This window comes from Stappia sp. (assembly GCF_048268045.1).
Taxonomy (GTDB): Bacteria; Pseudomonadota; Alphaproteobacteria; order Rhizobiales; family Stappiaceae; genus Stappia.
In genome coordinates, this window is record NZ_JBLWWG010000003.1 from 480874 (window position 1) to 506735 (window position 25862).

The following is a 25862-nucleotide window of genomic DNA, read 5'->3' on the forward strand; positions in this document are numbered from 1 at the left end:
TGTGTCTCGGGGAAGGAACAGGCGCGCGGCGATATGCGCGCTTCGTCCCCGTGCGGGCGTGATGTAACACTGTCTCCATGACGCCGCTGACCATCGATCCCGCTGTCCGGACCCGCTTTCGGCGCCGCAACCGCGCGCAGACCCTGGCGCTTGGCGTCGGTGCGGTGCTGCTTCTGTGCCTGTGCGCCTTCGCGATTGCCGGCGGCGACGGCGTGCTCTGGGCGCTCATCGGCGGATCGTTCGCCGTCTGGCTCGCCACCCGTGTTTCGCCACAGATCGTTCTGGGTCTTTACGGGGCGCGGGAACTGGCGCCGGCGGAGGATGCGCGCGCGCATATGATCGTGCGCCTGCTGAGCGAACGCGCCGGCCTGTCAGCCGTGCCCCGCCTGTTCCAGGTGCCGAGCCGGCTCATGAACGCCTTTTCCAGCGGCCGGCCGGATGACGCGGTGATCTGCGTGACCGACGGGCTGCTGACCCGCATGAGCTCGCGCGAGCTCGTTGCCGTGCTGGCTCATGAGATCGCCCATGTCGCCCACGGCGATATTCTCGTCATGGCGCTGGCCGATGTGGTGAGCCGCATGACCACGGTGATGTCGATGCTCGGCCTCTTCCTCGCCTTCTTCAATCTGCCGTCGCTGATCGAGGGGAGGGAGGGGGCACCCTTTGCGATCATCGCCGCCCTGCTCGTCGCCCCCGCCCTCGGCACGCTTCTGCAGCTTGCCCTGTCGCGGACCCGCGAGTTCGATGCCGATCTCGGAGCAGCCGAACTGACCGGCGATCCCGAAGGGCTGGCGCTCGCGCTCACCCGGCTCGACCGGATGCAGGGGCGCATGTGGGAGGCGGTGCTGCCGACCGGCGCGCGCACGCCCGATCCCTCCGTGTTGCGCACCCATCCGCGCACGGAGGAGCGCATCGAGCGGCTGATGGCGCTGAAGGCGAGCCCCGACCGGTGGATCGACGACAAGGGCCATCCTCATGTGCGCGCCCGCTCGCCCATCCCGGATGCGGGGCGGCCGCGCCACAGGCTGCGCGGCCTGGGTCTCTGGCACTGATCTTCCGCGCGCCACCGACCTGCGGGCAGCGTTGCGCGGGCTGCTCAGCTCATCCAGCGCAGGATGCGTTCCTTCACCGGATTGACGAAGGGCCGATCCTCGGCACTTGAGCGGAACCATTCATCCTTGAGCTGCATCCACCAGCGGCCCTGTGTGTCGGCGTCGTTGATCAGCATCAGTTTGGGATTGTGCTCCAGCCCCTCGCGCTGCTGGATGACGACGCGCCGGTCCTGGTCGAGGAACACCTTCATCAGGTGACGCGCGAGCGGCGCGAGCGGCGCGATCCAGCCCATGCTCACCCAGAACATCTGCCGCACCTCGGTGTGAGACGGGTCGATGGGGGTGATGGTGGTCAGGCCGACGACCGTGTGCTTGCTGCCCTTGATATGCTCGATGCGCAGACCCGGAAGCGCGTAGCGGATCTCGGTGGTGACGTCGTCGCCGAGGATCTTGTAGGCGATGTTTTGCGGCGGCAGCTTGTGGCGCACCATGGCCCAGCCGAGATCGGAGGGGGCGAAGTGTTTTTCCTTCGGGCGCAGCTTCTTGGCGTTCTTCTTGAACCACCACGAGGTGTGGACGAAGGCCGCATGCGTGGGGTCCATCAGTCCGAGCGCGGCGTGATCGACCGAACAGACGAAGGGCAGCATGATGTCGAGACGCGGCGCCGTGGCGGCATCGATGTCGGGCATCATCGGCGGCTCGGGCTGGCGCCCGTCTTCCGGTCTCTCGCCGTTTTCGGGGAAGTAGATCCAGATGAGGCCGTTCTGCTCGCGCGCCGAATAGGCACCGCAGGAGATCCTGGAATAGTCGATGGTCTGGGCCGCGTGGGTGGAGGGGATGTCGACGCAGGTGCCGTTCGTGTCGAACTTCCAGCCGTGGTAGCAGCACTGCACGGTCTCGCCGTCGAACCAGCCGTGGCGCAGCGGAATGCCGCGGTGCGGGCAGATATCGCGCAGGGCGAAGATCTTGCCGTCGGCGGCGCGGCCTATCAGCACCGGCTCGCCCATCAGCGTCTTGCCGAGCATCTTGCCGGCCGGCACCTCGGAGCCGGGGCACGCCACATACCAGAGCCCGCGCAGCAGGTCGGCTTCCAGCTTGTTCATCGATCGGATCTCCCGGGAGGGGCGCAGTCGCGCGGACCGTGCCCTGTCGCGCCCGCACGGGCAAGCCCCCGGGGCGGTTGGCTGGCGTCAAATGTGAAAAAGGCGCGATCCGTTGCCGGAGCGCGCCTCTTTCGGAAGTCGGCAGGGTGCGTGCGCCTGATCAGGCGGCCAGCGCGCCCTTGGCCTGATCGACGAGGCTCTTGAACGCCTCCGGCTCGCGGATCGCGATGTCGGACAGGACCTTGCGGTCGATCTCGATGCCGGCCTTGTTCAGGCCGTCGATGAAGCGGCCGTAGGTCATGCCCTGCTCGCGGACAGCCGCGTTGATGCGCTGGATCCACAGCGAGCGGAAATTCCGCTTCCGCGCCTTGCGGTCACGATAGGCGTACTGCGCCGCACGCTCCACCGCCTGCTTGGCGACGCGGATCGTATTCTTGCGGCGGCCATAGTAGCCCTTGGCGGCCTTGATGACCTTCTTGTGCTTTGCGTGGGCGGTAACGCCCCTTTTGACACGCGACATGGTAGTCTCCTTGGAAAGTCGAGAACGCCGTCAGGCTCAGCCGTAGGGCAGGAACTTCTTGACGATGCGGGCATCGGGCTCGGCCAGGGTGGTCGTGCCGCGTGCGTTGCGGATGAACTTCGTCGAACGCTTGATCATGCCGTGACGCTTGCCCGCCTGGGCGGTCTTGACCTTGCCGGTCGCGGTCAGTTTGAAGCGCTTCTTCGCTCCGGACTTCGTCTTCAGCTTGGGCATTTTGCATCCTTTCTTTGCACGGCGAATGCAAGTGCATCGCCGGTCTTGTTGGAAGCTGTCGTGAGCCGCCACGGCATGCCCGTATGTAGCGACACCGCAAAAAAATGCGGTCCCGCAGAGCCGGGCGGCTCGGGACAGGGGCTTATAGGCACCCGTCCCGAAAAAGACAAGGGGCTTGTCGTCCGGTTTCCCCCTCGAAACGGCGAAGGCCCGGCGATTTGCCGGGCCTTCGGGACTAGCGGGCGACCGTTTCCGGCCTGAAGGTCTCAGCGCACGATCGGCGCGAGCACCATGACCATCTGCCTGCCCTCAAGGCGGGGATGCGATTCCACCTTTGCGAACTCGGCGGTCTCGTCGCGGACCCGGTGCAGAAGCGCGATGCCGAGATCCTGGTGCGCCATCTCGCGGCCGCGGAAGCGCAGGGTGACCTTGACCTTGTCGCCTTCGTCGAAGAACCGCTTCATGTTCCGCATCTTCACCTCATAATCATGGGTGTCGATGTTCGGACGCATCTTGATTTCCTTGACCTCGACGACCTTCTGCTTCTTCCGGGCCTCGGAGGCCTTCTTCTGGCTCTGGTACTTGTACCGGCCATAGTCGAGAATCTTGCAGACAGGCGGCGCCGAGTTCGGAGAAATCTCCACCAGGTCAAGACCGGCCTCCTGGGCCATCCTCATGGCTTCATCCGTCAGGATGACGCCGAGGTTCTGCCCCTCGTGGTCGATGAGCTGAATTTCCCGAACGCGGATCTCTTGGTTCGTGCGCGGGCCATCCTTGGTGGGGGGCGGTGCGCGATATGGACGGCGAATGGTCGCGATCTCCTCTAATGTTGATCCGAATATATCTGGCCACGGTCTGCCGAATTGGCAAGGTACGCAACAAGCATTACCCCGTACGCCAAGCGCCGGGGCCGCCACGCGCGCCCTTGTGGCCGCAAGATGAAATTCCTGTGAAACCGCGCCGGAGTCAACCGGTTTCCCGCGCAAAGCGCCAACGGAGTGGTGGATCGCCGTGCCGCGACGGCGCGCGGACGCACGATTCGCTCAAGGCCGTGCCGGAAATATTCCGCAACGAAAATTGCCGCGCGGACGGCGATGTCGCCGCGCTCAGGCACGCTGGGCGAGCAGCCGGCTGTAGATGGCCAGCGTCGCCGTGCACATGGCCTCGACCGTGAACGAGGCCGCGACGTGGGCCTTCGCGCGCGCCACCAGTCGGGAGCGTTCGTCCGGGGACAGTGCCAGCATGGAGCCCATCGCCTCCGCCAGCGCCGATGCGTCGCCTGGCCGGACGCGCCATCCGGTGCGCGCCTCCGCGGCCACCTCTGGCGGGGCCAGAACGGTTTCCGGCGCGGCTCCCAGGTCGGTCGCGACAATGGGAACGCCCGCTGCCTGCGCTTCCACCGCCGCCCGTCCGAAGGCCTCCGCCTCGACCGAGGCGACGACCGAGACCGAGGCGAGCGCCAGCGCCGCGCCGACGTCGTCGCAATGGCCGACGAGCCGGATGCGGCCGGACAGTCCGGCTGCCTCGATGCGCTGCTCGAGATCGCGCAGATAGTCCTCGCGCCCTTGCGCGTCGCCGGCAAGGATCGCCACCCAGCCCTCGGTTTCCGGCGTGCCGCGCGCCGCCAGCTCGGCAAGTGCATCGATGAGCACGCGCTGCCCCTTCCAGGCTGTGAGCCGGGCCAGGTTGAGGATCACGCGCTCGCCGGGCGCAAGGCCCCAGCGCTCCGCGAGCGCTGTCTTGCGTGCCTGCGGGATGCCGGCGGGGTCGAGCGCGGCGAGATCGGAGCCGCGATGAATGACGCTGATGCGCCCGCGTGCGAGCGGATGGCGGCTGGCGATCAGCTCGGCGGTGTAGTGCGAATTGGCGATCACCGCGTCGCCCCGCGCCATCACCGAATTGTAGAAGGCCTTCAGCGCGCTCTTCTGATTGTAGATGCCGTGGTAGGTGGTGACGAACGGGACCTTCCGCGCCCGTGCCGCCCACAGTGCCGACCAGGCGGGGGCACGCGAGCGGGCGTGGACGAGGTCGACGCCTTCGTGCCGGATCAGCCGCGCCAGGGCGCGGGAATTCCGCCAGAGCCCGAGCGGCGACTTGGTCGCCAGCGGCAGGGCGATGTGCTCGCCGCCGACCGCCAGAAGCTCCGCCTCCAGCCGTCCGCCGGCCGAGGCGACGATGGCGCGGTGACCGGCCGAGACGAGCGCGCGGGCGATGTCGACCGTGGTGCGCTCGGCGCCGCCGGTCTGGAGTTCCGGGATGACTTGCAGGATCGTGCGGGGCGTCACGGCGTTTCCGGGTGAATGGGGATGGACCTTCTCAAAGCCCGCGAGCTGTGCCACATGAGCCGACGGTTGAGCAAGCGAAGGGAGTGGCCATGAGCGAAACGGACGCCGAATTCATCACGGTTGGCGGCGGCGCGGATGCGCGCTCCATCGCCGTGCGCCGGACTGGCGGGGCCTCGGGCCGCTGCGGCCTGCTGTGGCTGTCCGGCTTCAAGTCCGACATGGCCGGCTCGAAGGCGGAAGCGCTGGCCGCCTGGGCGCAGGAAACCGGCCGGGCGATGACGCGGCTCGACTATTCCGGCCATGGCGTGTCCGGCGGCGATTTCGAGGAGGGCACGATCTCGGCCTGGGCGGAGGAGGCTCTCGCTGTGTTCGACCGTTTCTGCAAGGAGCCGACAGTGGTCGTCGGCTCCTCGATGGGCGGCTGGATCGCGCTTCTGCTGGCGCGCGCGCTGCGCCGCCGAGCCGGGGACGGGGCGGCGGGCGGTACGCTCGCCGGCATGGTTCTGATCGCGCCTGCGCCCGATTTTACCGAGGAACTCATGTGGAAGCACGAGTTCACCGACGAGATCCGACGCGCGATCATGGAAGAGGGACGCTACGCGCGACCCTCAGACTATGATGACGAACCCTATGTCATCACCCGCAAGCTGATCGAGGACGGGCGGAACAACCTGCTTCTCGACCAGCCGGTGGTCACCGGCTGCCCGGTGACGATCCTCCAGGGCCAGCGCGACGAGGCGGTGCCCTGGCGGCACGGCCTGCGGCTGATGGAATGCCTGGCCTTCGACGATGCGGTCCTGACCCTCGTCAAGGACGGCGACCACCGCCTGTCGCGCCCCGAGGACATCGCCCGGATGATCGCCGCCGTCGCGGAACGCGCGCAAGCGGCGGAGGGCGCGCAGGACTGATCGACGCAGGGCGCGTCAAGTCATCGCTTCGTCGCATTTCTCACCAAGGCTGTTCCCGGCACAATCGGGTGCGAGACCAGACGGAGGGCTGCGGCAGATGGCAAGACGGAAACGGTTCGTTCTGGCGATTGATGGAGGTGGCATCCGGGGGCTCGTCCCGTTGCGCCTGCTGGAGACGCTGGATGCCCGGCTGCGCATGGCGGGCAAGGACGCGCCGCTTCACCGTTTCTTCGATCTCATGGCGGGCACGTCTTCAGGCGGTCTCATCGCCGCCGGCCTTGCCGCGCCACGCCCGGAAGACACCTCCGGCCGTTCGGCCTACGACATTGCCGAGCTTCGCCGTTTCTTCGAGACGGAGTGTCGGGAACTGTTCCAGCGGCGCGGCTTCCTCGAGCGGCTCGTCGCCAATCCGCGCGCGCCCTTCGATTTCTGTTTCGATGAAAGGCCGTTCGAGAAGCTGTTGAAGGAGCGCTTCGGCTGGTCGTCGCTGCAGGGCGCGCTGACGCGGCTGCTGCTGCCGGCCTATGACATCGACCGGCGCGAGCCGCTGCTTCTGACCAACGGCATGGCGACCGACGGCGGCCGGCCGGCCGACTTCTACATGTGGCAGGCGGTGCGCGCGACCATGGCGCTGCCGGGGCATCTGCCGCCGATGCGGACCGAAAGTCTGTCCGGCGAGCCCGACCGCTGCTTGATCGGCGGCAGCCTGTTCCTGGAAAATCCGGTGCTTGCCGCCTATGCGATGGCGCGCCGACAGGGGTGGGAAGCGGCCGACATGGTCATTGTCTCTCTTGGCAGCGGCGCGCGGCAGGCCCCGCGCAAGGTCGCGGAGGAGGCCAAGAAATTCGACGCGCTGGGCTGGCTCGCACCGGCGCGCGGCGCGCCTTTGCTGGCCGCGGTCTCCCAGGGGCAGGCGGCCAGCACGGCAGCGCTTGCCGACGATATCCTGCGCGATGCCGGCGTTGCGGCGGTCTACCGCTTCGACGCCGATCTGCCCGAGGGCGTCGAGGCAATCGACAACGCCCGTCCCGCCAACATCATCGAGTTGAATGGCGCGGCCGACCGCATCATTCGCGACCACACGCTGGCGATCGACGAACTGGCGGGGCTGATGAGCCCGCGGCAAGACTGAGGCGGGCTTGTCAAAAACATGGTTAACCCTTCGTAAATGCCGCTGTGAGATAGAATGCGGGAGCTCATGCAAGTCGGGCAACATGCAAGTCGGGCAAGACGCGACCGGGAGCCGGCGCGGCTCGCGCGGTAGCACAGCGAGGGAGCTTGGCGATGCCGGGACCTGATCGGACGTTTGGCCTTGGCCGCGGCTTCTCGACGCGCGCACGCGCGCGCAGCGCGGGCCTTGCTCTGCTCCTTGCCGGCACGCTTGCCGCCCTGCCGCTTGCCGCCGCCCCTTTGCCGAAGGATAAGCCCGACGCCGCCGTTGAGGGGGGCGTCGGGGTGCAGCGCTTCCTGCCTGCCGCCGAGCGTTCCGGCGGGGCGGACGCGATTGCCGGCCTGCTCGCGCCACCGCTGCCCGTTCCTGCTCCCGAGGATCGCGCCATGCGCGCCGATGCGGCCTCAGCGCCGCTGGCGCTGGTACCGGCATCCGCTGCCTCCGGTGTTCCCGCGCGCGTCTCGCCCGACGCCGTCGCCAAGCAGCTCTTCGGCGCGGCCAGGACGCCGGCGCCGCTTGCCGCCCGTTCCATCGGCTCCTATGCGCGCGGCTGCATGGCGGGCGCGACGGCGCTTCCCGTCAACGGTCCGGCCTGGCAGGTCATGCGCCTGTCGCGCAACCGCAACTGGGGCAACCCGGAACTCATCGACGTGCTGCAGCGGCTGGCCACCGACGCGCCGGCGCTTGGCTGGAACGGGCTGCTGGTCGGCGACCTCGCCCAGCCGCGCGGCGGACCGATGACCTCCGGCCACGCCAGCCACCAGATCGGCCTCGACGCCGACATCTGGCTGACGCCGATGCCCGAGCGGACCCTGTCGCGCGACGAGCGCGAGAGCATGTCGGCGGTGTCGATGCTGAAGGGACCGTCGAACCTGAAAGGCGCCGACCGCGGCGTCGATCCGGCGAAATGGACGAACAGCCGCGCCAGGCTCATCCGCCGCGCCGCGCAGGATCCGCGCGTCGCCCGCATCTTCGTGCATCCTGGAATCAAGCAGGCGCTCTGCCGGTTCGAGACCGGTTCCGACCGGTCCTGGCTGCGCAAGGTTCGCCCCTGGTGGGGGCATCATTATCATTTCCACGTGCGCATCGCGTGCCCCGCCGGCAGCGTCGGCTGCAAGGATCAGAACCCGCCGCCGCCGGGCGACGGTTGCGGCAAGGAGCTGGCCTGGTGGCTTTCCGACGAGCCTTGGGTGCCCAAGAAGCCGGCCAGGCCCGCCAAGCCCTCGAAACCGGCGAAAAAGAAAGAGATCCGCATGTCGGCGCTGCCGGCGGCCTGTACTCAGGTGCTTCTGGCCCGGTGAGGGACGGTCGCGGTGGATTTTCCCCGCCTGTGCGCGCGCAATCCCCTTTGCGCAATGTCGCGGCAATGGTAAATGGGCGCGCATGAGCACGCAGAAGATCTCCGACATTCGCAACTTTTCCATCGTGGCGCACATCGACCACGGCAAGTCGACGCTGGCCGACCGTCTGATCCAGATGACCGGCACGCTGACCAGCCGCGAGATGAAGGAGCAGGTGCTCGATTCGATGGACATCGAACGCGAGCGCGGCATCACCATCAAGGCGCAGACCGTGCGGCTGATCTATGCGGCCAAGGACGGCAAGCAGTACAAGCTGAACCTGATCGACACGCCGGGCCACGTCGACTTCGCCTATGAGGTCTCGCGCTCGCTCGCCGCCTGCGAGGGCTCGCTGCTGGTGGTCGACGCCAGTCAGGGCGTCGAGGCGCAGACGCTTGCCAATGTCTACCAGGCCATCGACAACAATCACGAGATCGTTCCGGTGCTCAACAAGGTCGACCTGCCGGCGGCCGAACCCGAGCGGGTCAAGGAGCAGATCGAGGACGTGATCGGCCTCGATGCGTCCGACGCGGTGATGATCTCCGCCAAGACCGGCCTCGGCGTGGAGAACGTGCTCGAGGCCATCGTCAACCGCCTGCCGGCGCCCGAGGGCGATCCGGACGCGCCGCTGAAGGCGCTGCTCGTCGACAGCTGGTACGACCCCTATCTCGGCGTCATGGTGCTGGTTCGCATCATCGACGGGCGGCTGAAGAAGGGTCAGAAGATCAAGATGATGGGCACGGACGCGAGCTATGAGGTCGACCGTGTCGGCGTCATGACGCCGAAGTTCCTGATGACCGACGACCTTGGACCCGGCGAGATCGGCGTGATCACCGGCTCCATCAAGGAAGTGGCCGACACCCGCGTCGGCGACACGATCACCGACGACAAGAAGCCCTGCGCGAAAGCGCTTCCGGGCTTCAAGCCGGCGCAGCCGGTGGTGTTCTGCGGTCTCTTCCCGGTCGATGCCAATGACTTCGAGGATCTGCGCGCCGCCATGGGCAAGCTGCGCCTCAACGACGCCTCCTTCTCCTTCGAGATGGAGACCTCGGCGGCGCTCGGCTTCGGTTTCCGGTGCGGCTTCCTCGGCCTGCTGCATCTGGAGATCATCCAGGAGCGCCTGGAGCGCGAGTTCGACCTCGACCTCATCGCCACGGCGCCTTCGGTGGTCTACCGGATGCACCTGACCGACGGCACGCTGAAGGAGTTGCACAATCCCGCCGACATGCCGGATCAGGTGAAGATCGAGAGCATCGAGGAGCCGTGGATCCGCGCCACCATCATGACGCCGGACGACTACCTCGGTGCGATCCTGACGCTGTGCCAGGAGCGGCGCGGCATTCAGGTGGATCTCAATTATGTCGGCAGCCGCGCCATGGTCACCTACGACCTGCCGCTCAACGAGGTGGTGTTCGACTTCTACGACCGGCTGAAGTCGATCTCCAAGGGCTACGCGTCCTTCGACTACCAGATTTCCGACTACCGCGAAGGCGATCTGGTGCGCATGTCGATCCTGGTCAATGCCGAGCCGGTCGACGCGCTTTCGACGCTGGTTCACCGCTCGCAGGCCGAGCGGCGCGGCCGCGCCATGTGCGAGAAGCTCAAGGAACTGATCCCGCGGCACATGTTCAAGATCCCGATCCAGGCCGCCATCGGCGCGCGCGTGATCGCCCGCGAGACCATCGCGGCGCTGCGCAAGGACGTGACCGCCAAGTGCTACGGCGGCGACGCCACCCGCAAGCGCAAGCTTCTGGAAAAGCAGAAGGAAGGCAAGAAGAAGATGCGGCAGTTCGGCAAGGTCGAGATCCCGCAGGAAGCCTTCATCAAGGCCTTGAAGATGGACAACTGAGCATCATCTGAATCCTCTTTCGAGGAGGCCGGTCCGGTGTCGCCGGGCCGGCCTTTTTTGCATGAGGCCTTGCAAAACGAAATGTCAGTCACCATTTCTTAACTGTGATTGTTTATCCTACCCTGACGACGATGCCCATGCAGGCGTTGTCGCATGCCTGTAACGACCCGATTTTATCATGGGCGACAGGCTGTCCCGAGACAGACCGGATCTGAGGAAGACCGGACGATTCGGTTGCGGAGCGGCAGGACCCGGCGTTTGCCTGAGGGCGAACGGATCGGGCCTCGACCATGCTTCGAGCCGCTCGTCGGACGAACAATTGCATGAATGAAGAAGCAACAACGATAAGAACGAAAGACAAGACTATGGAACATGGAAACGTAAAGTGGTTCGACATCAAGGCCGGCATCGGCCAGATCGAGCCGAATGAAGGCGATTATGTCCACGTGGACATGGCCGCGCTCCGCCGGTCGGGTGTCCCGACGCTGAGCGAAGGCCAGCTCGTCGCATACGACCTTGCCTACGCGCGCGGCCACTCGGTGGCTGAAAACCTGCGCGTCCTCTGATCCCTCCGCCGGGTATCCCGGCGTGACGTGATCAGCGAAAAGCCGCAAGCGCCGTCGCCCGGAAGGGCGCGGCGCTTTTGCGTTTCAAGGGACGATGCGGGCGCGCCTCATGAAGCGCGCTGCCTGTCGCCCGTCGCGGTGAGACGCCTCAGCCGCAGCATCGACACGAGCCCGAAGGCCGGGCCAAGAGCGAGCAGCGCCAGCATGACCCGCCAGCCGAAGGCCTCGGCGACGACCGGCGTTGCCTGCACCGTCACGAAGGTGAGGGCGAAGCCGAGCGCGGTCTGCAGCGTCATGATGCTGCCGGCCTGCTCCGGTGGCGCGAAATCGGCGACCAGTGCCGAGAATTGCGGCGAATCCGGCGCGATCGTTATCCCCCAGAACAGGAAGGCGGCGGCGACCAGCCAGCTTGGTCCGCCGAAGATGAAGGCGGCGAAGAGGGCGCCGGCGAGACTGCCTGCAAGCGCCAGGATGGCGACGGTCTCCTTGCCGATCCGGTCGGCGAAATAGCCCGCTGCGACGCAGGCCAGAGCGCCGAGCGCCACGGCGACGAAGGTGAGCACCCGTGCCGACCGAAGCGCGTCGTCTGCCGTCATGTCGCCGGCGAAGGAGGCGGCAAGTGCTGCACCCGCCCAGGTCCACATGGCATAGAGCTCCCACATGTGACCGAAGTAGCCACCGAAGGCGAGGCGGATGCGCCGGTCGCGCCACACCCGCGCGACCGCCGTCGGGTCGAAGCGCGGCGAGGTCGCGTGATAGGGGCCAAGGCGGACACACAGCGCCAGAACGGCCGCGACAAGTGCTGCGGCGGAACCCTGAAGAACCGTCATCCGCCAGTCGGCACCGCCGCCGAGAGCGACGAGATGCGGCACGGCGGAGCCGAGCGTCACCGCCCCGACGAGCAATCCCACCAGGAAGCCCCGGTCGCGCAGGCCCCAGCCGACGGCGATCTTCATGCCGACCGGATAGACGCCGGCGAGCAGAACGCCCGTCATCACCCTTGCGCCGATGGCCAGGTCGCCGCCGAGGGGAGCGACGAGCAGAACCGCATTGACGAGGGCGGCAAGCGCTGCACAGGTTGCAAAGAGGCGGGTCGGGTCGAGCCGGTCGGGCAGTCCGAGCAGGGCGGAGCCGAGCGCGCCGAGGACGAAGCCGATCTGCACACCGCTCGACAGGAACGCCTGTCTCGTCGGCGAGATCGGGCTTTCGGCCAGCATCTCAGGCAGGATCGCGGCGGAGATGAACCACAGCGACAGCGCCGCGACGACGGCGAGAGAAAGCAGGGCGAGTGCGAGAAACTTGGTGATGGTCAGCTCCAGCGCAGGCAGTCGGACCGGCGGGTCCGCGCGGCGGTCTCTATAACAGTGGTCACCAATGCCGTCGACGGGGAGGAGAGTTTGCGGCCGGCTGTTTTCGATTGACGAAAAATCAAGTTTCGTTTGAATGTCCTTTGTTGCAAGAAAGAAAGAAAACGAAGATCCTGGAGGCGGTGCGTGGGCGACCTAGCGAAACTTTCCGATGGCCTGGTTCTGGCCATCGATCAGGGCACGACGTCGAGTCGTGCCATCGTGTTCGACGCAGCGTTCAGGGCGCGGGCGACCGGACAGCAGGAATTTGAGCAGCATTTCCCCCGTTCGGGCTGGGTTGAACACGAGCCGGAGGACCTGTGGGCCTCGACGCTCGCGGTCTGTCGCGAGGCGCTCGCTGGCATCGAGGGCGGCGCATCGGCCATTTCCGCCATCGGCATTACCAACCAGCGCGAGACGACGCTCGTCTGGAACCGCAGCACCGGCAAGCCCGTTCACCGCGCCATTGTCTGGCAGGACCGCCGCACCGCGGCGCTTTGCGCCAGGCTCAAGGCCGAGGGCCACGAGCAGATGGTCGCGGAAAAGTCCGGCCTCCTGCTCGATCCCTATTTCTCCGGCACCAAGCTTTCCTGGATCCTGGACAATGTCGAGGGCGCGCGCGCCGCGGCCGAGGCGGGCGATCTCCTCTTTGGCACGGTCGACAGCTGGCTGATCTGGAAACTGACCGGTGGGCGTTCCCATGTGACCGACGCGACGAACGCCTCGCGCACGCTGCTTTACAACATCGACGACAACCGCTGGGACGAGGACCTGTGCCGCCTGCTGCGCGTGCCCATGTCGATGCTGCCGGAGGTCAAGGACTGCGCCGCCGAGTTCGGCACGGTGGACAAGGAGCATTTCGGAGCCGCAATCCCGATCCTCGGTGTTGCCGGTGACCAGCAGGCGGCGACCGTCGGTCAGGCCTGCTTCAAGCCGGGGATGGTCAAGTCCACCTACGGCACCGGCTGCTTCGCTCTCATCAACACCGGCACGACGCGGGTCACCTCGAAGAACCGTCTGCTGTCGACCATTGCTTATCGTCTCGGCGGCACGACCACCTATGCGCTCGAGGGATCGATCTTCGTGGCCGGCAGCGCCGTGCAATGGCTGCGCGACGGGCTCGGCATCATCGGCCAGGCCGCCGACACGCAGGCGCTTGCCGCCGGATCCGATCCCGACGACAGGCTCTATCTGGTGCCGGCCTTCGTCGGTCTCGGCGCGCCCTACTGGGACCCTGACGCGCGCGGCGCACTCTTCGGCCTGACACGGGCAAGCGGTCCGGCCGACTTCTGCCGCGCGGCCCTGGAAAGCGTTGGCTACCAGACCCGCGACCTCATCGATGCCATGCGTTCGGACGCAGCCCACCTGAGCCATATGGCGACCGACGGCATCGTCCTGCGCGTCGACGGCGGCATGACCGCGTCCGACTGGACCATGCAGTTCCTCGCCGACATCCTCGGCGCGCCGGTCGACCGTCCCGAGGTGCTGGAAACCACGGCCCTGGGCGCCGCCTGGCTTGCCGGCCAGCAGGCGGAGGTCTGGCCCGATGCGCAGGCCTTTGCCGAGGACTGGCGGCTTGAGCACCGGTTCCAGCCGGAGATGGACGAGAAGACGCGCGCGACGCTCTATGCCGGCTGGCAGGACGCGGTCGAGCGCACGCGCAGCCGATAGGCTCGGCCGCCGGCCGCGCTCACGCATGCGTGAAGCGCGGTTGCGCGCGCGGATATTGGAGCGCTGGTCGCGGCGTGGTTCACTTGGGCCTTCCTGAATGGGGAGGGCGCAATGACACAGTGCCGAGCATGGTTTGCCGCCTTCGTCGCGGCGCTTCTTCTCGCCATCGCACCGGCGCGCGGCGCGGACGTGGACCTCGAGCTGGTGCTGCTCGCCGATTCCACCGGATCAATCGACGACGACGAGATCCGGTTCCAGCGGCAGGGCTACGCCGAGGCGATCACCGATCCGATGGTGCTTTCGGCGATCCTCGGCAATGCTCATGGCAGGATCGCCCTGACCTATGTGGAATGGGGCAACGCGGGCTCGCAGGATGTGGTTGTCGGCTGGAGCGTGATCGACGGTTCCGCCGCAGCCGATGCCTTTGCAAGGACACTGATGGCCGCGCCGCGACGGGCGTACGGACGCAACGCCATCGGAGCGGCCTTGCTGAAGGGCAAGGCCCTCATCGAGGGCAACGAGTACCGTGGTGTCCGACGCGTCATCGACCTTTCCGCCGACAGCGCCAACAACTGGAGCGGGCCGCCCATCGAGGCCGCCCGCGACGAGGTGGTCGCCGCAGGCATCGTCATCAACGGCCTAGCCGTTCTCTGTCGCCAGTGCTCGGGCCGTCCGGTCGGTTATGATCTGGAAAAGGCCTTCGCCGAACGGATCATCGGCGGGCCGGGCGCCTTCGTGGTCACTGCGGATTCGACGGCAACCTTCGCCGGCGCCGTGCGCAAGAAGCTCATTCTCGAAATCGCGGACGTGTCCTCCGGCAGCACGCTGGCTCAAGCCGATCTCGCCGGCGCCGCACGCCTTTCCCGCTGAGGATGCGGGAAAGCTCAGCGCCAGCCGTCGCGGTGCAGCGCCTCGAGCGCGACCCGGTAGTCGGGATATCGGAACGTATAGTCGAGCTCGGCCTTCACCCTTGCATTGGAGACGCGCTTGTTTTCGCCATAGAAGGAGCGTGCCATCGGCGAAAGCTCGGCGGTCTCGAAGTCCTGTTCCGGCGGCGGCTCGACGCCGAGAAGGCCAGCCGCATAGGAAACCACGTCCTGCGGCGGGGCGGGCTCGTCGTCGGTGACGTTGAAGACGCGCGTCACCGGAGCCCGGCTCACCGCCGCCTCGAGCGCGCCGGCGATGTCCTCCACGTGGATGCGGTTGAACACTTGCCCCGGCTTGATCAGCCGCCGGGCCGTCCCCTTCTCGAAATTGACAAAGGCGTTGCGGCCGGGGCCGTAGATGCCCGAAAGCCGGAAGATCTGGACCGGGACGCCGGTGCGTGCGGAAAAGGCGAGCCAGTCGTTTTCCGCCTCGATGCGCGCCTGCGAGCGTTTCGAGACCGGGCGACAGGGCGTCTCCTCGTCGACCCAGTCGCCGCCATGATCGCCGTAGACGCCGACGGTGGAGAGGTAGCCGACCCAGCGCGGCCGGGCCGCGGCGAGGGCGGCGCGGTGGTGGGCAAGGGCGGCATCGCCGAATTCGCCCGGTGCGATCGAGACCAGCACATGGGTCGCGGCCGAAAGCGCGGCGTCGATGTCGTCGCCGGGCGCGCTGCCATCAAAGAGGAAGGGCACCAGCCCGCGCGCCGCCAGCGTCTCGGCCTTTTCACGGCCACGCGTCGTCGCCCCGATCCAGTCGCAGGACGCCGCCACCCGCTCGACGAAGGCGCTCGCCGAATAGCCGAGGCCGAAGACGAACAGCCGCATCGGCTCACCGTTCAGTGTCTGTGTCATCGTTTCCCGTCGTTCGGTTGGACACGGCCGGCCCGGCCGGTCAAAGGGCGAGGTCGTCGCGCCGGATCTCGTAGAGCATCACGGCGGTGGCCACCGCCAGATTGAGGCTGTCGGCAACGCCGGCTTGCGGAATGCGCGCCAGCGCCGTGCAGGTTTCCGCCATCTCCTCCGGCAGGCCGGATTGCTCGTTGCCCATCAGCAGCAGCACGGGCTTGCGGTAGTCGATCGCGCGATAGTCGGTCGATCCCTTGAGGTGGGTGCCGACGCGGGTGCCGCGCCAGCGCCCGGCAAACTGCCGGAAGCCTGCCCGATCCATACGCGTCACCGGGACATGGAAGAGTGACCCCATGGTGGCGCGCACCGCCTCCACGGCGAAGGGGTCGGTGGTCTCACCGACCAGGATCACGCCCTTTGCCCCGACCGCGTCGGCCGTGCGGATGATCGTGCCGAGATTTCCGGGATCGCGCACATGGTCGAGTGCGATCCAGACGCCGTCCGGCTCCGCCCTGGCCGCCGCCTCGACCGCCTCGGGCGCGGTCAGCTTCTGCTCATAGACGCCAACGACCATCTGCGGATTGTCGCGCCGGGTCATGGCGGCGAGAACGGCGGTGGTCACCTCCAGGATCGTCGCTCCGCGCGCCCGCGCGCGCGCCGCAACCTCGCGGGCGGCCTCGCTCTCGCGTGCCTCGGGGCCGAGCACGAGCATGTCGATTTCCCAACCCGCGTCGAGCGCGTCGGCGGCAAGTTTGAGCCCCTCGGCGACGAAGCGGCCGGTCTTCTGCCGGTGCTTGCGCTGGGCCACAAGCGCCTTGATGTCCTTCACCAGCGGGTTGGAGAACGAGGTGACCTGCTTGACCGGGCCGGCGCGCCGGACTCCCTGGCCTTGGGGCGGACGCGGGCTCATTGGGAACTCCAGCGGGAAAAGAGGGAGGTCGACAGCGCCCGCCCGCCGTCCGGCGTGGTCAGCACGAGTTCGCCCGACTCCAGCAGCCCGCCGCGCCGCGCGAGCGTCTCGTCCATGATTTCATGTAGCGCGACGAAGCTGGAGCGGATCGCATAGGCGGTCAGGATCAGGAAGCCGGCGTCCGGCGACAGCAGCTTCTCCACCATGGGCAGCAGCTCCGGCAGGCTCTGGTAGAGATCCCAGACCTCTCCCTTGGGCCCGCGCCCGTATTTCGGCGGGTCGAGCAGGATGCCGTCATAGGTGTTGCCGCGCTTCACCTCCCGGGCGACGAACTTGGTGGCGTCCTCGCAGATCCAGCGGATCGGCAGGTCGTCGAGGCCGGACATCGCCTGATTGTCGCGCGCCCAGCCGATGGCCTTCTTCGAGGCGTCGATGTGGGTGACATGCGCGCCGGCGGCCGCCGGCACCAGCGAGGCGAGGCCGGTGTAGCCGAAAAGGTTGAGAATGCGCGGCGGCCTGGCGTCCGGCCTGGCCCCGTCGCGGGCGACCCGATCGGCCATCCACTGCCAGTGGGCAGCCTGCTCGGGGAAGACGCCGACATGGCGGAAGGACATGAAACGGCCGAGGAAATGCACATCACCGAAGGCCATTGGCCAGGTCTCGGGGAGATCGCGGTTGAGCCGCCAGCGGCCCGGGCCGTCGTCGTCGTCATTGCCGGTGAAGACCGCGTCGGCCGCGAGCCAGCGCTTTTCGGGAAGCCGCGGGCGCCCCATCGCCTGGGGCTCGGGGCGGTCGACGACAATCTTGCCGTAACGCTCCAGCTTGCGGCCGTGGCCGAAGTCGAGCAGGGCATAGTCGTCCCAGCCCCGCGTTTCCAGGATGGTCGGCCAGGCGGCGACGGGCGGGCTGCCTGTCGGGGCATGGCGAAGGGCGGGACGTTCGGTGTCGGGCATGGACCGGTTTCTCGGGGATGTGTCGGGCAAAACCATGGCGGATCGCTTAGGACGACGCGGGCCCGGGGTCAATCATGCGTTCATGCCCGGCATGCGATCCGTGCTCGCCAATCGGCCCGTTTGTCGCGTCCGTGTGACGCGAGCAGGTTAGACCTTCGCGTGAATTGTCTTGCAAGGCCTTGAAAGCACGCGCAGGCTTCGCCACTCTGGAAGGGAACGTTTCACGCGCAGGGCCCAGGGCGCCGGATCCGAAGCGCCGGCCAGGGCCGGTTCGAGGGAGCGTCGTTGCGAACGGGTCCGACTGCCGGAGGAAATGACTGATGGACTTGTCTGGCGAGTACCGGATTAATGCGCCCCGAGACCGGGTCTGGGCAGCCCTCAACGACGCCGATGTTCTGCGGCAGAGCATCCCCGGGTGCCAGGAGCTTGAGAAATCCTCCGACACCGAGATGGCCGCGACGGTTGTCGCCAAGATCGGCCCGGTGAAGGCAACCTTCAAGGGTGAGGTGACACTGGGAAACCTCAACCCGCCGGAGAGCTACACCATCACTGGCGAAGGCAAGGGCGGTGTCGCTGGCTTCGCCAAGGGAGCCGCGGACGTGGTGCTGGTGGAAGAAGATGGCGAGACCGTGCTCACCTACACCGTGAAGGCGCAGGTCGGCGGCAAGCTCGCCCAGCTCGGCAGCCGTCTCATCGTTTCCACGTCGCGCAAGATGGCCGACGAGTTTTTCAGCAAGTTCAAGGAGATCGTCGAAGGTGAAGGCGAGAAGCCGGCGGAGACCGCCGGAGACGCCGTTGCCGATGACGACACGCTGGACGCCGGTGTGATGGAAGAAGCCAAGACAAGGGCGATAGAATCCGCGCCCGACCGCATTGGCGAGGCGCTCCATGATGCGGAGGAACGCGTCGAGAAGACGATGCATGAGGTCGAGGCCGAGGTCGAGACGGCCGCCGGCCGTGGGGCTTTCGGCGGGCCGATGGTCTGGGGACTGATAGCGCTCGGGGCCCTGATCGTGGTGCTGGCGCTGATGCGATGACACGACGGCCGGTGCGCGGGAAACCGGGCGCCGGCCGCTTTTTTCCAGGGCTTGCGTCGGGCCCGCCAAAGACGGTCCGACGCGGTATTTGAGGAATGCGGGCGGTGCCCGCGCTTGGGTTTTCACGTTTCCGGGAGGAAGGCATGTCCAAGGTTTCAATGGTGGTGAATGGCAGGACCGTCGCGCGCGAGGTCGAGGACCGGACGCTTCTGGTCGATTTCCTGCGCGAGGATGTGGGGCTGACCGGCACGCATGTGGGCTGCGACACATCACAGTGCGGCGCCTGCGTCGTGCACGTCGACGGCAAGGCCGTGAAGTCCTGCACGATGCTGGCCGCCCAGGCGGATGGCACCGACGTCGTTACTATCGAGGGGCTGGCCCAGGGCGGCGAACTGCATCCGATGCAGGCGGCCTTCAAGGAGCACCACGGGCTCCAGTGCGGGTTCTGTACGCCGGGCATGATCATGTCCGCCGTTGACATGGTCAACCGGCTCGGTGGTCCGCTCGACGAGGCGACGATCCGCGCCGAGCTTGAGGGCAACATCTGTCGCTGTACGGGCTATCACAACATCGTCAAGGCCATCGCCGCCGCGAGCGAGACCATGGCCGCAATGAAGACCGCGGCCGAGTAACGCGCCGGGCCCGCGCGCGTGTCTGCCCTTGGCGGGGCGGACGGGGGGAGGCGCGCGGCTTGGTGACAGGCCGGAATTGCCAGGAGAGATTTCACGAACACGCAATTGGTTTGAGAGAGACGACGGCCGCAGGCGCAGCGCGCGGCACGTCTCTCGCGAGGGAGGATGAAATGGCAGGATCGACGGATGGAATTGGCGCGCGCGTGGCGCGGCGCGAGGACAAGCGGTTCATCACCGGCAAGGGCCGCTATACGGACGACATGCGCGTCCCCGGCATGATGCATGCCGCTTTCGTGCGTTCGCCGCACGCCCACGCCCGGGTGCGCGGCATCGACGCCGACGCGGCCCGCAAGATGCCGGGCGTGATCGACATTCTCACCGGTCACGAACTGGTCGCCGACGGCGTCGGCAATCTCATCTGCGGCTGGATGATCCATTCCAAGGACGGCACGCCCATGAAGATGGGGGCCTGGCGCGCGCTCGAAAGCGAATTGGTGCGTCACGTCGGCCAGGCCGTGGCGGTGGTTGTCGCCGAGACGAGGTCCCAGGCGCGCGACGCCGCCGATGCCGTCGAGGTGGACTACGAGCCGCTGCCGGCCGTGGTCGATTCGCTGGAAGCGCTCAAGGCCGGCGCGCCGCAGATCCACCCGGAGGCCGAGGGCAACCTGATCTACGACTGGGAGATCGGCGACCAGGCCTCGACCGATGCGGCCTTCGCCGCGGCCGCCCATGTGACGCGGATGGAGATCCGCAACAACCGCCTCGTGCCCAATCCGATGGAGCCGCGCGCCGCGCTTGCCCACTATGACGAGGCGGAGGAGCACTACACGCTCTGGACCACCTCCCAGAACCCGCATGTGGCGCGTCTGGTGCTGTCCGCCTTCTACAACATCGCGCCCGAGCACAAGCTGCGCGTGATCGCGCCGGATGTCGGCGGCGGCTTCGGCTCCAAGATCTACATCTACCCGGAGGAGATGGTCTGTCTCTGGGCTTCGAAGAAGACCGGCGTCCCGGTGAAATGGACCAGCGACCGCACCGAGGCGTTCCTGACCGATGCGCACGGGCGCGATCACTATTCGGAGGCCGAGGTGGCGCTCGACGCCGACAACCGGATCACCGGCCTGCGTGTGAAGACGGTGGCCAATCTCGGCGCCTACATGTCGCTGTTCTCGTCCTCGGTGCCGACCTATCTCTATGCGACGTTGCTGTCGGGCCAATATGACATCCCGGCGATCCACTGCAACGTCAAGACGGTCTACACGAACACGACACCGGTCGATGCCTATCGCGGCGCCGGCCGCCCCGAGGCGACCTACCTGGTTGAGCGCATGATGGAGACGACGGCGCGGGAGATCGGCATGGATCCGGCCGAATTCCGCCGCAAGAACTTCGTGCGCTCCTTCCCGCACCAGACGCCGGTGATCATGTGCTACGACGCCGGCGACTACGATGCCTCGCTCGATGCGGCGCTGGAGGCCATCGACTACACGGGCTTTGCCGCCCGCAAGGCGGAGGCGGCGCGGCGCGGCAAGCTGCGCGGCATCGGCTTCTCCTGCTATATCGAGGCCTGCGGCATCGCCCCGTCCCAGGCGGTGGGCTCGCTCGGCGCCGGTGTCGGTCTTTGGGAATCGGCGGAGGTGCGGGTCAATCCGGTCGGCACCATCGAGGTGCTCACCGGCTCGCACAGCCACGGCCAGGGTCATGAGACGACCTTCGCCCAGCTTGTCGCTGACCGGCTCGGCGTTGGTATCGATACGGTCTCCATCGTCCACGGCGACACCGACAAGGTGCAGTTCGGCATGGGCACCTACGGCTCGCGCTCGGGCGCGGTCGGCATGTCGGCGATCTCCAAGGCGCTGGACAAGGTCGAGACCAAGGCCAAGAAGCTCGCCGCCCATCTGATGGAGGCCGCGGAGGGCGACATCACGCTGGATGGCGGAACCTTCAGGGTGGCCGGCACCGACAAGGAGCTGCCCTTCTTCCAGGTGGCGCTTGCCGCCTACACGGCCCACAACATGCCGGCGGGGATGGAGCCGGGCCTCAAGGAGGGGGCCTTCTACGATCCGACCAACTTCACCTTCCCATCGGGCACCTACATCTGCGAGGTCGAGGTCGATCCGGACACGGGCAAGGTCGAGATCGTCGACTTCGTCGCCGCCGACGATTTCGGCACGATCATCAACCCGATGATCGTGGAAGGGCAGGTCCATGGCGGGCTGACCCAGGGCATTGGCCAGGCGCTTCTGGAAAACGCCTCCTACGACGAGGACGGCCAACTCCTGTCCGCTTCGTACATGGACTACACGATGCCGCGCGCCGACGACGTGCCGTCCTACCGGCTGATGACCACGCTCACCGTGTGCCCGGGCAATCCGCTCGGCATGAAGGGCTGCGGCGAGGCCGGTGCCATCGGCTCCCCGCCCGCGGTCATGAACGCCATCACCAACGCCATCGGCACCAACGCGCTGGAGATGCCGGCGACGCCCGAGGTCGTGTGGCGGGCGCTCCGCTCTGTCCGGCCGGCCGAGGCGGCCGAGTGAGGCGAAGCGAATTCGATACCACGGTCCGGCCGGGCGCAAAGCCCGTGGCCGGACCCGACAGGACGATTGGGTAAGGAGAGACCCGGATGTACGAAACGACCTATCACCGCGCCGGCAGTGTCGCGGATGCCGTGTCGAAGCTGGCTGGCGCCGAGGATGGCAAGCTGCTTGCCGGCGGCCAGACCCTTCTGCCGACCATGAAGCAGCGCCTTGCAGCGCCTTCCGACGTGATCGACGTGACCCATGTCGCCGATCTCAAGGGGATCACCGAGACCGGAGCGGGCATTCGCATCGGCGCGGCCACCACCCATGCGGAGGTTGCCGGCTCGGAGATCGTCCGGCGCATGCTTCCCGGGCTCGCGCATCTCGCCGCGCACATCGGTGATCCGGCGGTGCGCCATCGCGGCACCATCGGCGGGTCCGTCGCCAACAATGACCCGGCCGCGGATTATCCCTCCGCCGTTCTGGCGCTGGGCGCGACGATCCACACCGACAAGCGCGAGATCGCGGCGGAGGACTTCTTCGCCGGCATGTTCGAAACGACGCTGGGCGAGGGCGAGATGATCACCGCGATCACCTTCCCGGCGGCCGATGCCTGCGGCTATGCCAAATATCCGAACCCGGCCTCGCGCTACGCCATGGCCGGTGTCTTCGTGGCGAAGACCGGTGGTGGTGTCCGCGTCGCGGTGACCGGCGCCAGCCAGGGCGGCGTCTTCCTGCACGAAGGCCTTCAGGCAGCGCTTTCCCAGTCCTTCTCGCCGGATGCGGTTGCCGGCGTCACCAGCGATGCCGGAGATCTTCTCTCCGACATCCACGGATCGGCGGAGTATCGCGCCAACCTGATCTCGGTGATGGCGCGGCGCGCGGTTGCCGCCTGCGGTTGAGGCCAGCGCCAGGCCAGGACGGGCAAACGCCCAAATGACAGCGGCCCGGGCTCATGCCCGGGCCGTTCTTCCGTCTTGATCGAGATGCGCGAAGGAGCAGCCGTCAGGCGGCGGCCACATCGCGCAGGAAGCGGTCGATCTGGCCGCGCAGTTCGCGGGTCTTTGCCCCCACGTCGCCAGAAGCGGAAAGCACCATGTCGGCCGAGGCGTTCGTCTCGGCGACGGCCTGGGCCAGTTCGCCCATGTTCTCGGTGACCTCGGTCGTGCCCTGCGCCGCGTTCTGGACATTGCGCGAGATTTCCTGCGTCGCCGCGCCCTGCTGCTCGACCGCTGCGGCGATTGCCGAGGTGTAGCTGTCGACCTCCTGCATCGTCGAGGTGATCTCGGCGATGGCGTCCACCGCATCCTGGGTCGAGCCCTGGATCGCGGCGATCTGCGCGCCGATCTCCTCCGTCGCCTTCGACGTCTGCGTGGCCAGTTCCTTCACTTCCGCAGCGACCACGGCGAAGCCCTTGCCGGCGTCGCCCGCACGCGCTGCCTCGATGGTGGCGTTGAGCGCCAGCAGGTTGGTCTGCTCCGCGATGGCCTGGATCAGCGTCACCACCTCGCCGATCTTGCTGGCCGCCTGGGCGAGGCCGGCGATCTGGTCGTTGGTTCGCTGCGTGCCGGTGCTGGCACGGCTGACGATCTCCGTGGTCTGGCCTACCTGCCGGGCGATCTCGGCGATCGATGCCGCGAGTTCCTCGGCCGCGGTCGCCACGCTTTCCACATTCTGCGTGGCATCGCCGCTGGCACGTGTCGTGTTCTCCGCTCGTCCGGCGCTCTCTCCGGCGATCCGCGTCAGGTCCCGGGCGGTGGACTCCATCCCCGAAGCGGTGTCGCCGACCGAGGCAAGCAGCGCCTGGACTTCGGAGCGGAAACCGTCGATCAGGCCCTCGATCCGGCTCTGCCGTTGCGCCGCGGCAGCCTGCTCGCGGGCCTGCTCGGCTTCCATGCGGGTGCGCTCGCGGGCGTTGTCGCGGAACACCTCGACCGTACGGCTCATCGCGCCGATCTCGTCACCGCGCTCCGTCGTGGCGATCTCGACGTCCGTGTCGCCGCCGGCGAGCTGTCCCATCACCTGCGTCAGGCGGCGGATCGGGCGGCTGATGGCCAGCGAAAGCACAACGGCGATCAGGATGCCAAGGGCGATGACCGCCGCGAGCGTGACGGAAATGGTCCAGAAGCCGGCGCTGCCGCTCGCGGCCGCCGCGTCGGCTTGCTTGCGCGCCAGTTCTACGATCTGGAGGCGCATGTCGCCGGCGACGACTTCCAGCTCCTGGGCCATCTGTCCGACGGCGACATCGCTGGCGACCAACGCGTCGAAGTTGGTGCGGTAGCTATCGATCTGACCCGTGGTCTGTTCCGCAAGCGCCGCGACGTCGGGGAAGGACTTGGCCGCGCCGGCGATGGCCTTTGCCACGCGCGCCAGCTCCGCGATCTCGCGGTGCACGTCGTCGACGGAGATGTCGCTTGTCCGCGACAGCAGTTCCAGCGTCATCGTCTTTACGACCAGCGACTGTCGCGACAGCTTCGCGGCGCTCTCCGAGACGAGGTCGACCTTGATCAGGGCGAGGTCGCGCTGTTGCACCTCGTGCTGCACCTCGCTGATGGCGGCGTAGGCGGTTTCCTTGACGGTCTTCGCGGTGCCGGTGATCTGCACCAGCGTTTCGTTGATGAGATTGCGCAGCTGCACCTTCTCGCCGAAGGACGTGGTCGCGGCGAGCTTGTCAAAGCTGCCTGTCAGTTCGGCGGCGAGTTCGGCCAGTCTGGCGACGCTGTCCTGGTCGACGCCCTTGACGCGGGCATTGGTGAGGGCGCGGGCGTCGTCGCCCAGGCCCCCGGCCTCGGCAACGGCTTGCTCGAACAGGTTCGGGTCGGTGGAGGAGGTGGAGCGCATGAAGAAATACTGCGTGCGCATCGCCTCTTCCTGGAGGTCGACGACGAAGCGGATGATCTCGTCGGCCTTGCGACGGGTCGCGGCTGCCTTGAGGCTCTCGCGCTTGGCGTCGCGACGCACGCGCTCCATCTGCTGTTCGATGTCGTCCGATGCCTGGCCGATGTCGGCGGTCACGGTGGAAAGCCGGGCGGCGAGGTCCGAGCGAGCGGTGGTTTCAGCGTTGAGACGGTTGAACTTCTCGCGCATCACCGCGACCGAATTCATCGCTGCGCCAATGTCCGTCTTCGCCACCTCATCGGCTGCCACGACGGCGCCGAGCGCTTGAAGATCCTGGCCGAGGCCGTCGATCGCGGACCGGCTGCGCTCCGCCGTCTCTTCCGAATGGCTGACAATGAACGCCTGCCGTGCCGCCGAGACGTCCTGGAGGCGGGCAAGAACCGCCGTTGCGGTCTGCGATGTCCGCATCTGGTCTGTCAGATCGGCGATGGTCAGCGTGCCGACGCTGCCGGCAACAGCGGCAAGCAGCAGGATGGCAGCGAAACCACCACCGATCTTGGTCGCGAAGCCGACATTGTCGAGAAACCTGAACGCGCGGGCCATACGGCTACTCCGGAAGGAAAAACGTCGTGCCAAGGTAGGTTGGCGGAGTGAATCTTCGGTAAAACCTGACTAGCCTGGCGCTAATTTCTGGATAAGTGACGCTGCGTATCTCTAGTTTTTTGAGCGCGGCCGCTGGCGAAAGCGAAACGACCGGCTGCGGACTGCAGCCGGCCGGTGGTGACTCGCACAAGCGCGGCCGCGATCAGGCGGCCGCGACGCGGGTGAGGAAGCTGTCAATCTCCTCACGCAGCGCGTCGGTGTTGCGGGCCATCGCGTCGGAGGCGTCGAGCACGTTGCCGGCGGCCGAGGAGGTGCTCTCGACCGTCGAGGCGAGACGCTCCATGTTGCGGGTCACCGCGCCGGTGCCTTCCGCCGCCTGCTGCACCGAGCGCGAAATGTCGCTCGTCGCCGCGCCTTGCTGTTCCACAGCGGTGGCGATGGAGGTGGTGTAGCCGTTCACCTCCTGCATGATCTGGGCGATCTCGCCGATGGCGGTGACCGCCTCGGTGGTCGAGCCCTGGATCGCCGAGATCTGGGCGGAGATTTCCTC

Annotated in this window: 22 protein-coding genes and 1 pseudogene; 12 read left to right on the forward strand and 11 right to left on the reverse strand. The window is 67.2% G+C overall.

Annotation, left to right across the window (positions count from 1 at the left end; translation table 11 throughout):
- The first annotated feature begins 77 nt into the window (after positions 1-77).
- Entirely contained in the window at positions 78-1052 is a 975-nt protein-coding gene (locus ACN0WF_RS07280; RefSeq protein ID WP_417772137.1) for a zinc metalloprotease HtpX, read from the forward strand.
- A 44-nt stretch (positions 1053-1096) separates the two neighbouring features.
- Here the strand turns inward: ACN0WF_RS07280 and ACN0WF_RS07285 are convergent, their stop codons facing one another.
- The 5 genes from ACN0WF_RS07285 to ACN0WF_RS07305 all read right to left on the reverse strand — a co-directional run bounded on the left by ACN0WF_RS07285 (position 1097) and on the right by ACN0WF_RS07305 (position 5194).
- Positions 1097-2155: a Rieske 2Fe-2S domain-containing protein gene (locus ACN0WF_RS07285; protein WP_417772138.1), complete on the reverse strand. Its 1059-nt coding sequence runs from the start codon at positions 2153-2155 to the stop codon at positions 1097-1099.
- A 160-nt stretch (positions 2156-2315) separates the two neighbouring features.
- The gene (gene rplT, locus ACN0WF_RS07290) at positions 2316-2675 is read right to left on the reverse strand and encodes a 50S ribosomal protein L20 (protein ID WP_417772139.1); all 360 of its coding nucleotides are present in this window, start codon (positions 2673-2675) and stop codon (positions 2316-2318) included.
- Between the two features lie 36 nt (positions 2676-2711).
- A complete protein-coding gene (rpmI, locus tag ACN0WF_RS07295; RefSeq protein ID WP_120270265.1) occupies positions 2712-2909 on the reverse strand; it encodes a 50S ribosomal protein L35 in 198 nt (65 codons plus the stop codon).
- Positions 2910-3175: 266 nt separating this feature from the next.
- Positions 3176-3718 carry a translation initiation factor IF-3 gene (gene infC, locus ACN0WF_RS07300; protein WP_417772163.1) on the reverse strand — a complete coding sequence of 181 codons (543 nt, stop codon included), beginning with the start codon at positions 3716-3718 and terminating at the stop codon, positions 3176-3178.
- A 297-nt stretch (positions 3719-4015) separates the two neighbouring features.
- Complete coding sequence (locus tag ACN0WF_RS07305) at positions 4016-5194, reverse strand: glycosyltransferase family 4 protein (protein WP_417772140.1); 1179 nt, start codon at positions 5192-5194, stop codon at positions 4016-4018.
- Positions 5195-5283: 89 nt separating this feature from the next.
- Between ACN0WF_RS07305 and ACN0WF_RS07310 the strand changes: the two genes are divergently transcribed.
- The 5 genes from ACN0WF_RS07310 to ACN0WF_RS07330 all read left to right on the forward strand — a co-directional run bounded on the left by ACN0WF_RS07310 (position 5284) and on the right by ACN0WF_RS07330 (position 11028).
- The gene (locus tag ACN0WF_RS07310) at positions 5284-6102 is read left to right on the forward strand and encodes an alpha/beta hydrolase (RefSeq protein WP_417772141.1); all 819 of its coding nucleotides are present in this window, start codon (positions 5284-5286) and stop codon (positions 6100-6102) included.
- A 97-nt stretch (positions 6103-6199) separates the two neighbouring features.
- Positions 6200-7234 carry a patatin-like phospholipase family protein gene (locus ACN0WF_RS07315; protein WP_417772142.1) on the forward strand — a complete coding sequence of 345 codons (1035 nt, stop codon included), beginning with the start codon at positions 6200-6202 and terminating at the stop codon, positions 7232-7234.
- Positions 7235-7386: 152 nt separating this feature from the next.
- A complete protein-coding gene (gene mepA / locus ACN0WF_RS07320) occupies positions 7387-8574 on the forward strand; it encodes a penicillin-insensitive murein endopeptidase (protein WP_417772143.1) in 1188 nt (395 codons plus the stop codon).
- 82 nt (positions 8575-8656) lie between these two features.
- Entirely contained in the window at positions 8657-10462 is a 1806-nt protein-coding gene (gene lepA / locus ACN0WF_RS07325) for a translation elongation factor 4 (RefSeq protein WP_417772144.1), read from the forward strand.
- 323 nt (positions 10463-10785) lie between these two features.
- Positions 10786-11028: a cold-shock protein gene (locus tag ACN0WF_RS07330; protein ID WP_417772145.1), complete on the forward strand. Its 243-nt coding sequence runs from the start codon at positions 10786-10788 to the stop codon at positions 11026-11028.
- A gap of 107 nt (positions 11029-11135) precedes the next feature.
- On the opposite strand, the gene ACN0WF_RS07335 is transcribed toward ACN0WF_RS07330, so the two are convergent.
- On the reverse strand, positions 11136-12356 hold the full coding sequence (locus ACN0WF_RS07335; protein ID WP_417772164.1) for an MFS transporter: 1221 nt from the start codon (positions 12354-12356) through the stop codon (positions 11136-11138).
- 165 nt (positions 12357-12521) lie between these two features.
- Between ACN0WF_RS07335 and glpK the strand changes: the two genes are divergently transcribed.
- Together glpK and ACN0WF_RS07345 are read left to right on the forward strand one after the other, a co-directional pair.
- Complete coding sequence (gene glpK / locus ACN0WF_RS07340; RefSeq protein WP_417772146.1) at positions 12522-14045, forward strand: glycerol kinase GlpK; 1524 nt, start codon at positions 12522-12524, stop codon at positions 14043-14045.
- Positions 14046-14156: 111 nt separating this feature from the next.
- Positions 14157-14915 (forward strand): DUF1194 domain-containing protein, encoded by a 759-nt coding sequence (locus ACN0WF_RS07345; protein ID WP_417772147.1) that lies wholly within the window; start codon positions 14157-14159, stop codon positions 14913-14915.
- A 14-nt stretch (positions 14916-14929) separates the two neighbouring features.
- Here the strand turns inward: ACN0WF_RS07345 and ACN0WF_RS07350 are convergent, their stop codons facing one another.
- The 3 genes from ACN0WF_RS07350 to ACN0WF_RS07360 form a co-directional block, all read right to left on the reverse strand.
- Positions 14930-15796, reverse strand: coding sequence for an SDR family oxidoreductase (locus ACN0WF_RS07350; protein WP_417772165.1), 867 nt, complete (start codon positions 15794-15796; stop codon positions 14930-14932).
- Positions 15797-15863: 67 nt separating this feature from the next.
- Entirely contained in the window at positions 15864-16727 is an 864-nt protein-coding gene (locus ACN0WF_RS07355) for a TrmH family RNA methyltransferase (RefSeq protein WP_417772148.1), read from the reverse strand.
- A complete protein-coding gene (locus ACN0WF_RS07360; protein WP_417772149.1) occupies positions 16724-17680 on the reverse strand; it encodes a class I SAM-dependent methyltransferase in 957 nt (318 codons plus the stop codon). Before ACN0WF_RS07360 ends, ACN0WF_RS07355 begins: the two co-directional genes overlap by 4 nt.
- 320 nt (positions 17681-18000) lie before the next feature.
- On the opposite strand from ACN0WF_RS07360, the gene ACN0WF_RS07365 reads away from it, so the two are divergent.
- The 4 genes from ACN0WF_RS07365 to ACN0WF_RS07380 all read left to right on the forward strand — a co-directional run bounded on the left by ACN0WF_RS07365 (position 18001) and on the right by ACN0WF_RS07380 (position 22773).
- Positions 18001-18717, forward strand: coding sequence for an SRPBCC family protein (locus ACN0WF_RS07365; RefSeq protein ID WP_417772150.1), 717 nt, complete (start codon positions 18001-18003; stop codon positions 18715-18717).
- Between the two features lie 143 nt (positions 18718-18860).
- Positions 18861-19349, forward strand: a complete 489-nt coding sequence (locus tag ACN0WF_RS07370; protein WP_417772151.1) for a (2Fe-2S)-binding protein — start codon at positions 18861-18863, stop codon at positions 19347-19349.
- A gap of 170 nt (positions 19350-19519) precedes the next feature.
- Complete coding sequence (locus ACN0WF_RS07375; RefSeq protein WP_417772152.1) at positions 19520-21889, forward strand: xanthine dehydrogenase family protein molybdopterin-binding subunit; 2370 nt, start codon at positions 19520-19522, stop codon at positions 21887-21889.
- 86 nt (positions 21890-21975) lie between these two features.
- Positions 21976-22773, forward strand: coding sequence for an FAD binding domain-containing protein (locus ACN0WF_RS07380; protein ID WP_417772153.1), 798 nt, complete (start codon positions 21976-21978; stop codon positions 22771-22773).
- A 103-nt stretch (positions 22774-22876) separates the two neighbouring features.
- Here ACN0WF_RS07380 and ACN0WF_RS07385 read toward each other — a convergent pair whose 3' ends face one another.
- The gene (locus ACN0WF_RS07385; protein ID WP_417772154.1) at positions 22877-25312 is read right to left on the reverse strand and encodes a methyl-accepting chemotaxis protein; all 2436 of its coding nucleotides are present in this window, start codon (positions 25310-25312) and stop codon (positions 22877-22879) included.
- A gap of 202 nt (positions 25313-25514) precedes the next feature.
- Positions 25515-25862: pseudogene (locus ACN0WF_RS07390) on the reverse strand (methyl-accepting chemotaxis protein); the annotation flags it as partial.

What these genes read in the sequence shown, in the direction of transcription:
- ACN0WF_RS07360 (WP_417772149.1), bottom strand. Translation starts at nt 17,680, where the DNA reads ATGCCCGACACCGAACGTCCCGCCCTTCGCCATGCCCCGACAGGCAGC.
- ACN0WF_RS07365 (WP_417772150.1), top strand. Translation starts at nt 18,001, where the DNA reads ATGGACTTGTCTGGCGAGTACCGGATTAATGCGCCCCGAGACCGGGTC.
- ACN0WF_RS07285 (WP_417772138.1), bottom strand. Translation starts at nt 2,155, where the DNA reads ATGAACAAGCTGGAAGCCGACCTGCTGCGCGGGCTCTGGTATGTGGCG.
- ACN0WF_RS07310 (WP_417772141.1), top strand. Translation starts at nt 5,284, where the DNA reads ATGAGCGAAACGGACGCCGAATTCATCACGGTTGGCGGCGGCGCGGAT.
- ACN0WF_RS07385 (WP_417772154.1), bottom strand. Translation starts at nt 25,312, where the DNA reads ATGGCCCGCGCGTTCAGGTTTCTCGACAATGTCGGCTTCGCGACCAAG.
- ACN0WF_RS07375 (WP_417772152.1), top strand. Translation starts at nt 19,520, where the DNA reads ATGGCAGGATCGACGGATGGAATTGGCGCGCGCGTGGCGCGGCGCGAG.
- ACN0WF_RS07330 (WP_417772145.1), top strand. Translation starts at nt 10,786, where the DNA reads ATGAATGAAGAAGCAACAACGATAAGAACGAAAGACAAGACTATGGAA.
- rplT (WP_417772139.1), bottom strand. Translation starts at nt 2,675, where the DNA reads ATGTCGCGTGTCAAAAGGGGCGTTACCGCCCACGCAAAGCACAAGAAG.
- rpmI (WP_120270265.1), bottom strand. Translation starts at nt 2,909, where the DNA reads ATGCCCAAGCTGAAGACGAAGTCCGGAGCGAAGAAGCGCTTCAAACTG.
- ACN0WF_RS07345 (WP_417772147.1), top strand. Translation starts at nt 14,157, where the DNA reads ATGACACAGTGCCGAGCATGGTTTGCCGCCTTCGTCGCGGCGCTTCTT.
- ACN0WF_RS07370 (WP_417772151.1), top strand. Translation starts at nt 18,861, where the DNA reads ATGTCCAAGGTTTCAATGGTGGTGAATGGCAGGACCGTCGCGCGCGAG.
- lepA (WP_417772144.1), top strand. Translation starts at nt 8,657, where the DNA reads ATGAGCACGCAGAAGATCTCCGACATTCGCAACTTTTCCATCGTGGCG.
- ACN0WF_RS07280 (WP_417772137.1), top strand. Translation starts at nt 78, where the DNA reads ATGACGCCGCTGACCATCGATCCCGCTGTCCGGACCCGCTTTCGGCGC.
- ACN0WF_RS07355 (WP_417772148.1), bottom strand. Translation starts at nt 16,727, where the DNA reads ATGAGCCCGCGTCCGCCCCAAGGCCAGGGAGTCCGGCGCGCCGGCCCG.
- ACN0WF_RS07380 (WP_417772153.1), top strand. Translation starts at nt 21,976, where the DNA reads ATGTACGAAACGACCTATCACCGCGCCGGCAGTGTCGCGGATGCCGTG.
- ACN0WF_RS07315 (WP_417772142.1), top strand. Translation starts at nt 6,200, where the DNA reads ATGGCAAGACGGAAACGGTTCGTTCTGGCGATTGATGGAGGTGGCATC.
- ACN0WF_RS07350 (WP_417772165.1), bottom strand. Translation starts at nt 15,796, where the DNA reads ATGCGGCTGTTCGTCTTCGGCCTCGGCTATTCGGCGAGCGCCTTCGTC.
- mepA (WP_417772143.1), top strand. Translation starts at nt 7,387, where the DNA reads ATGCCGGGACCTGATCGGACGTTTGGCCTTGGCCGCGGCTTCTCGACG.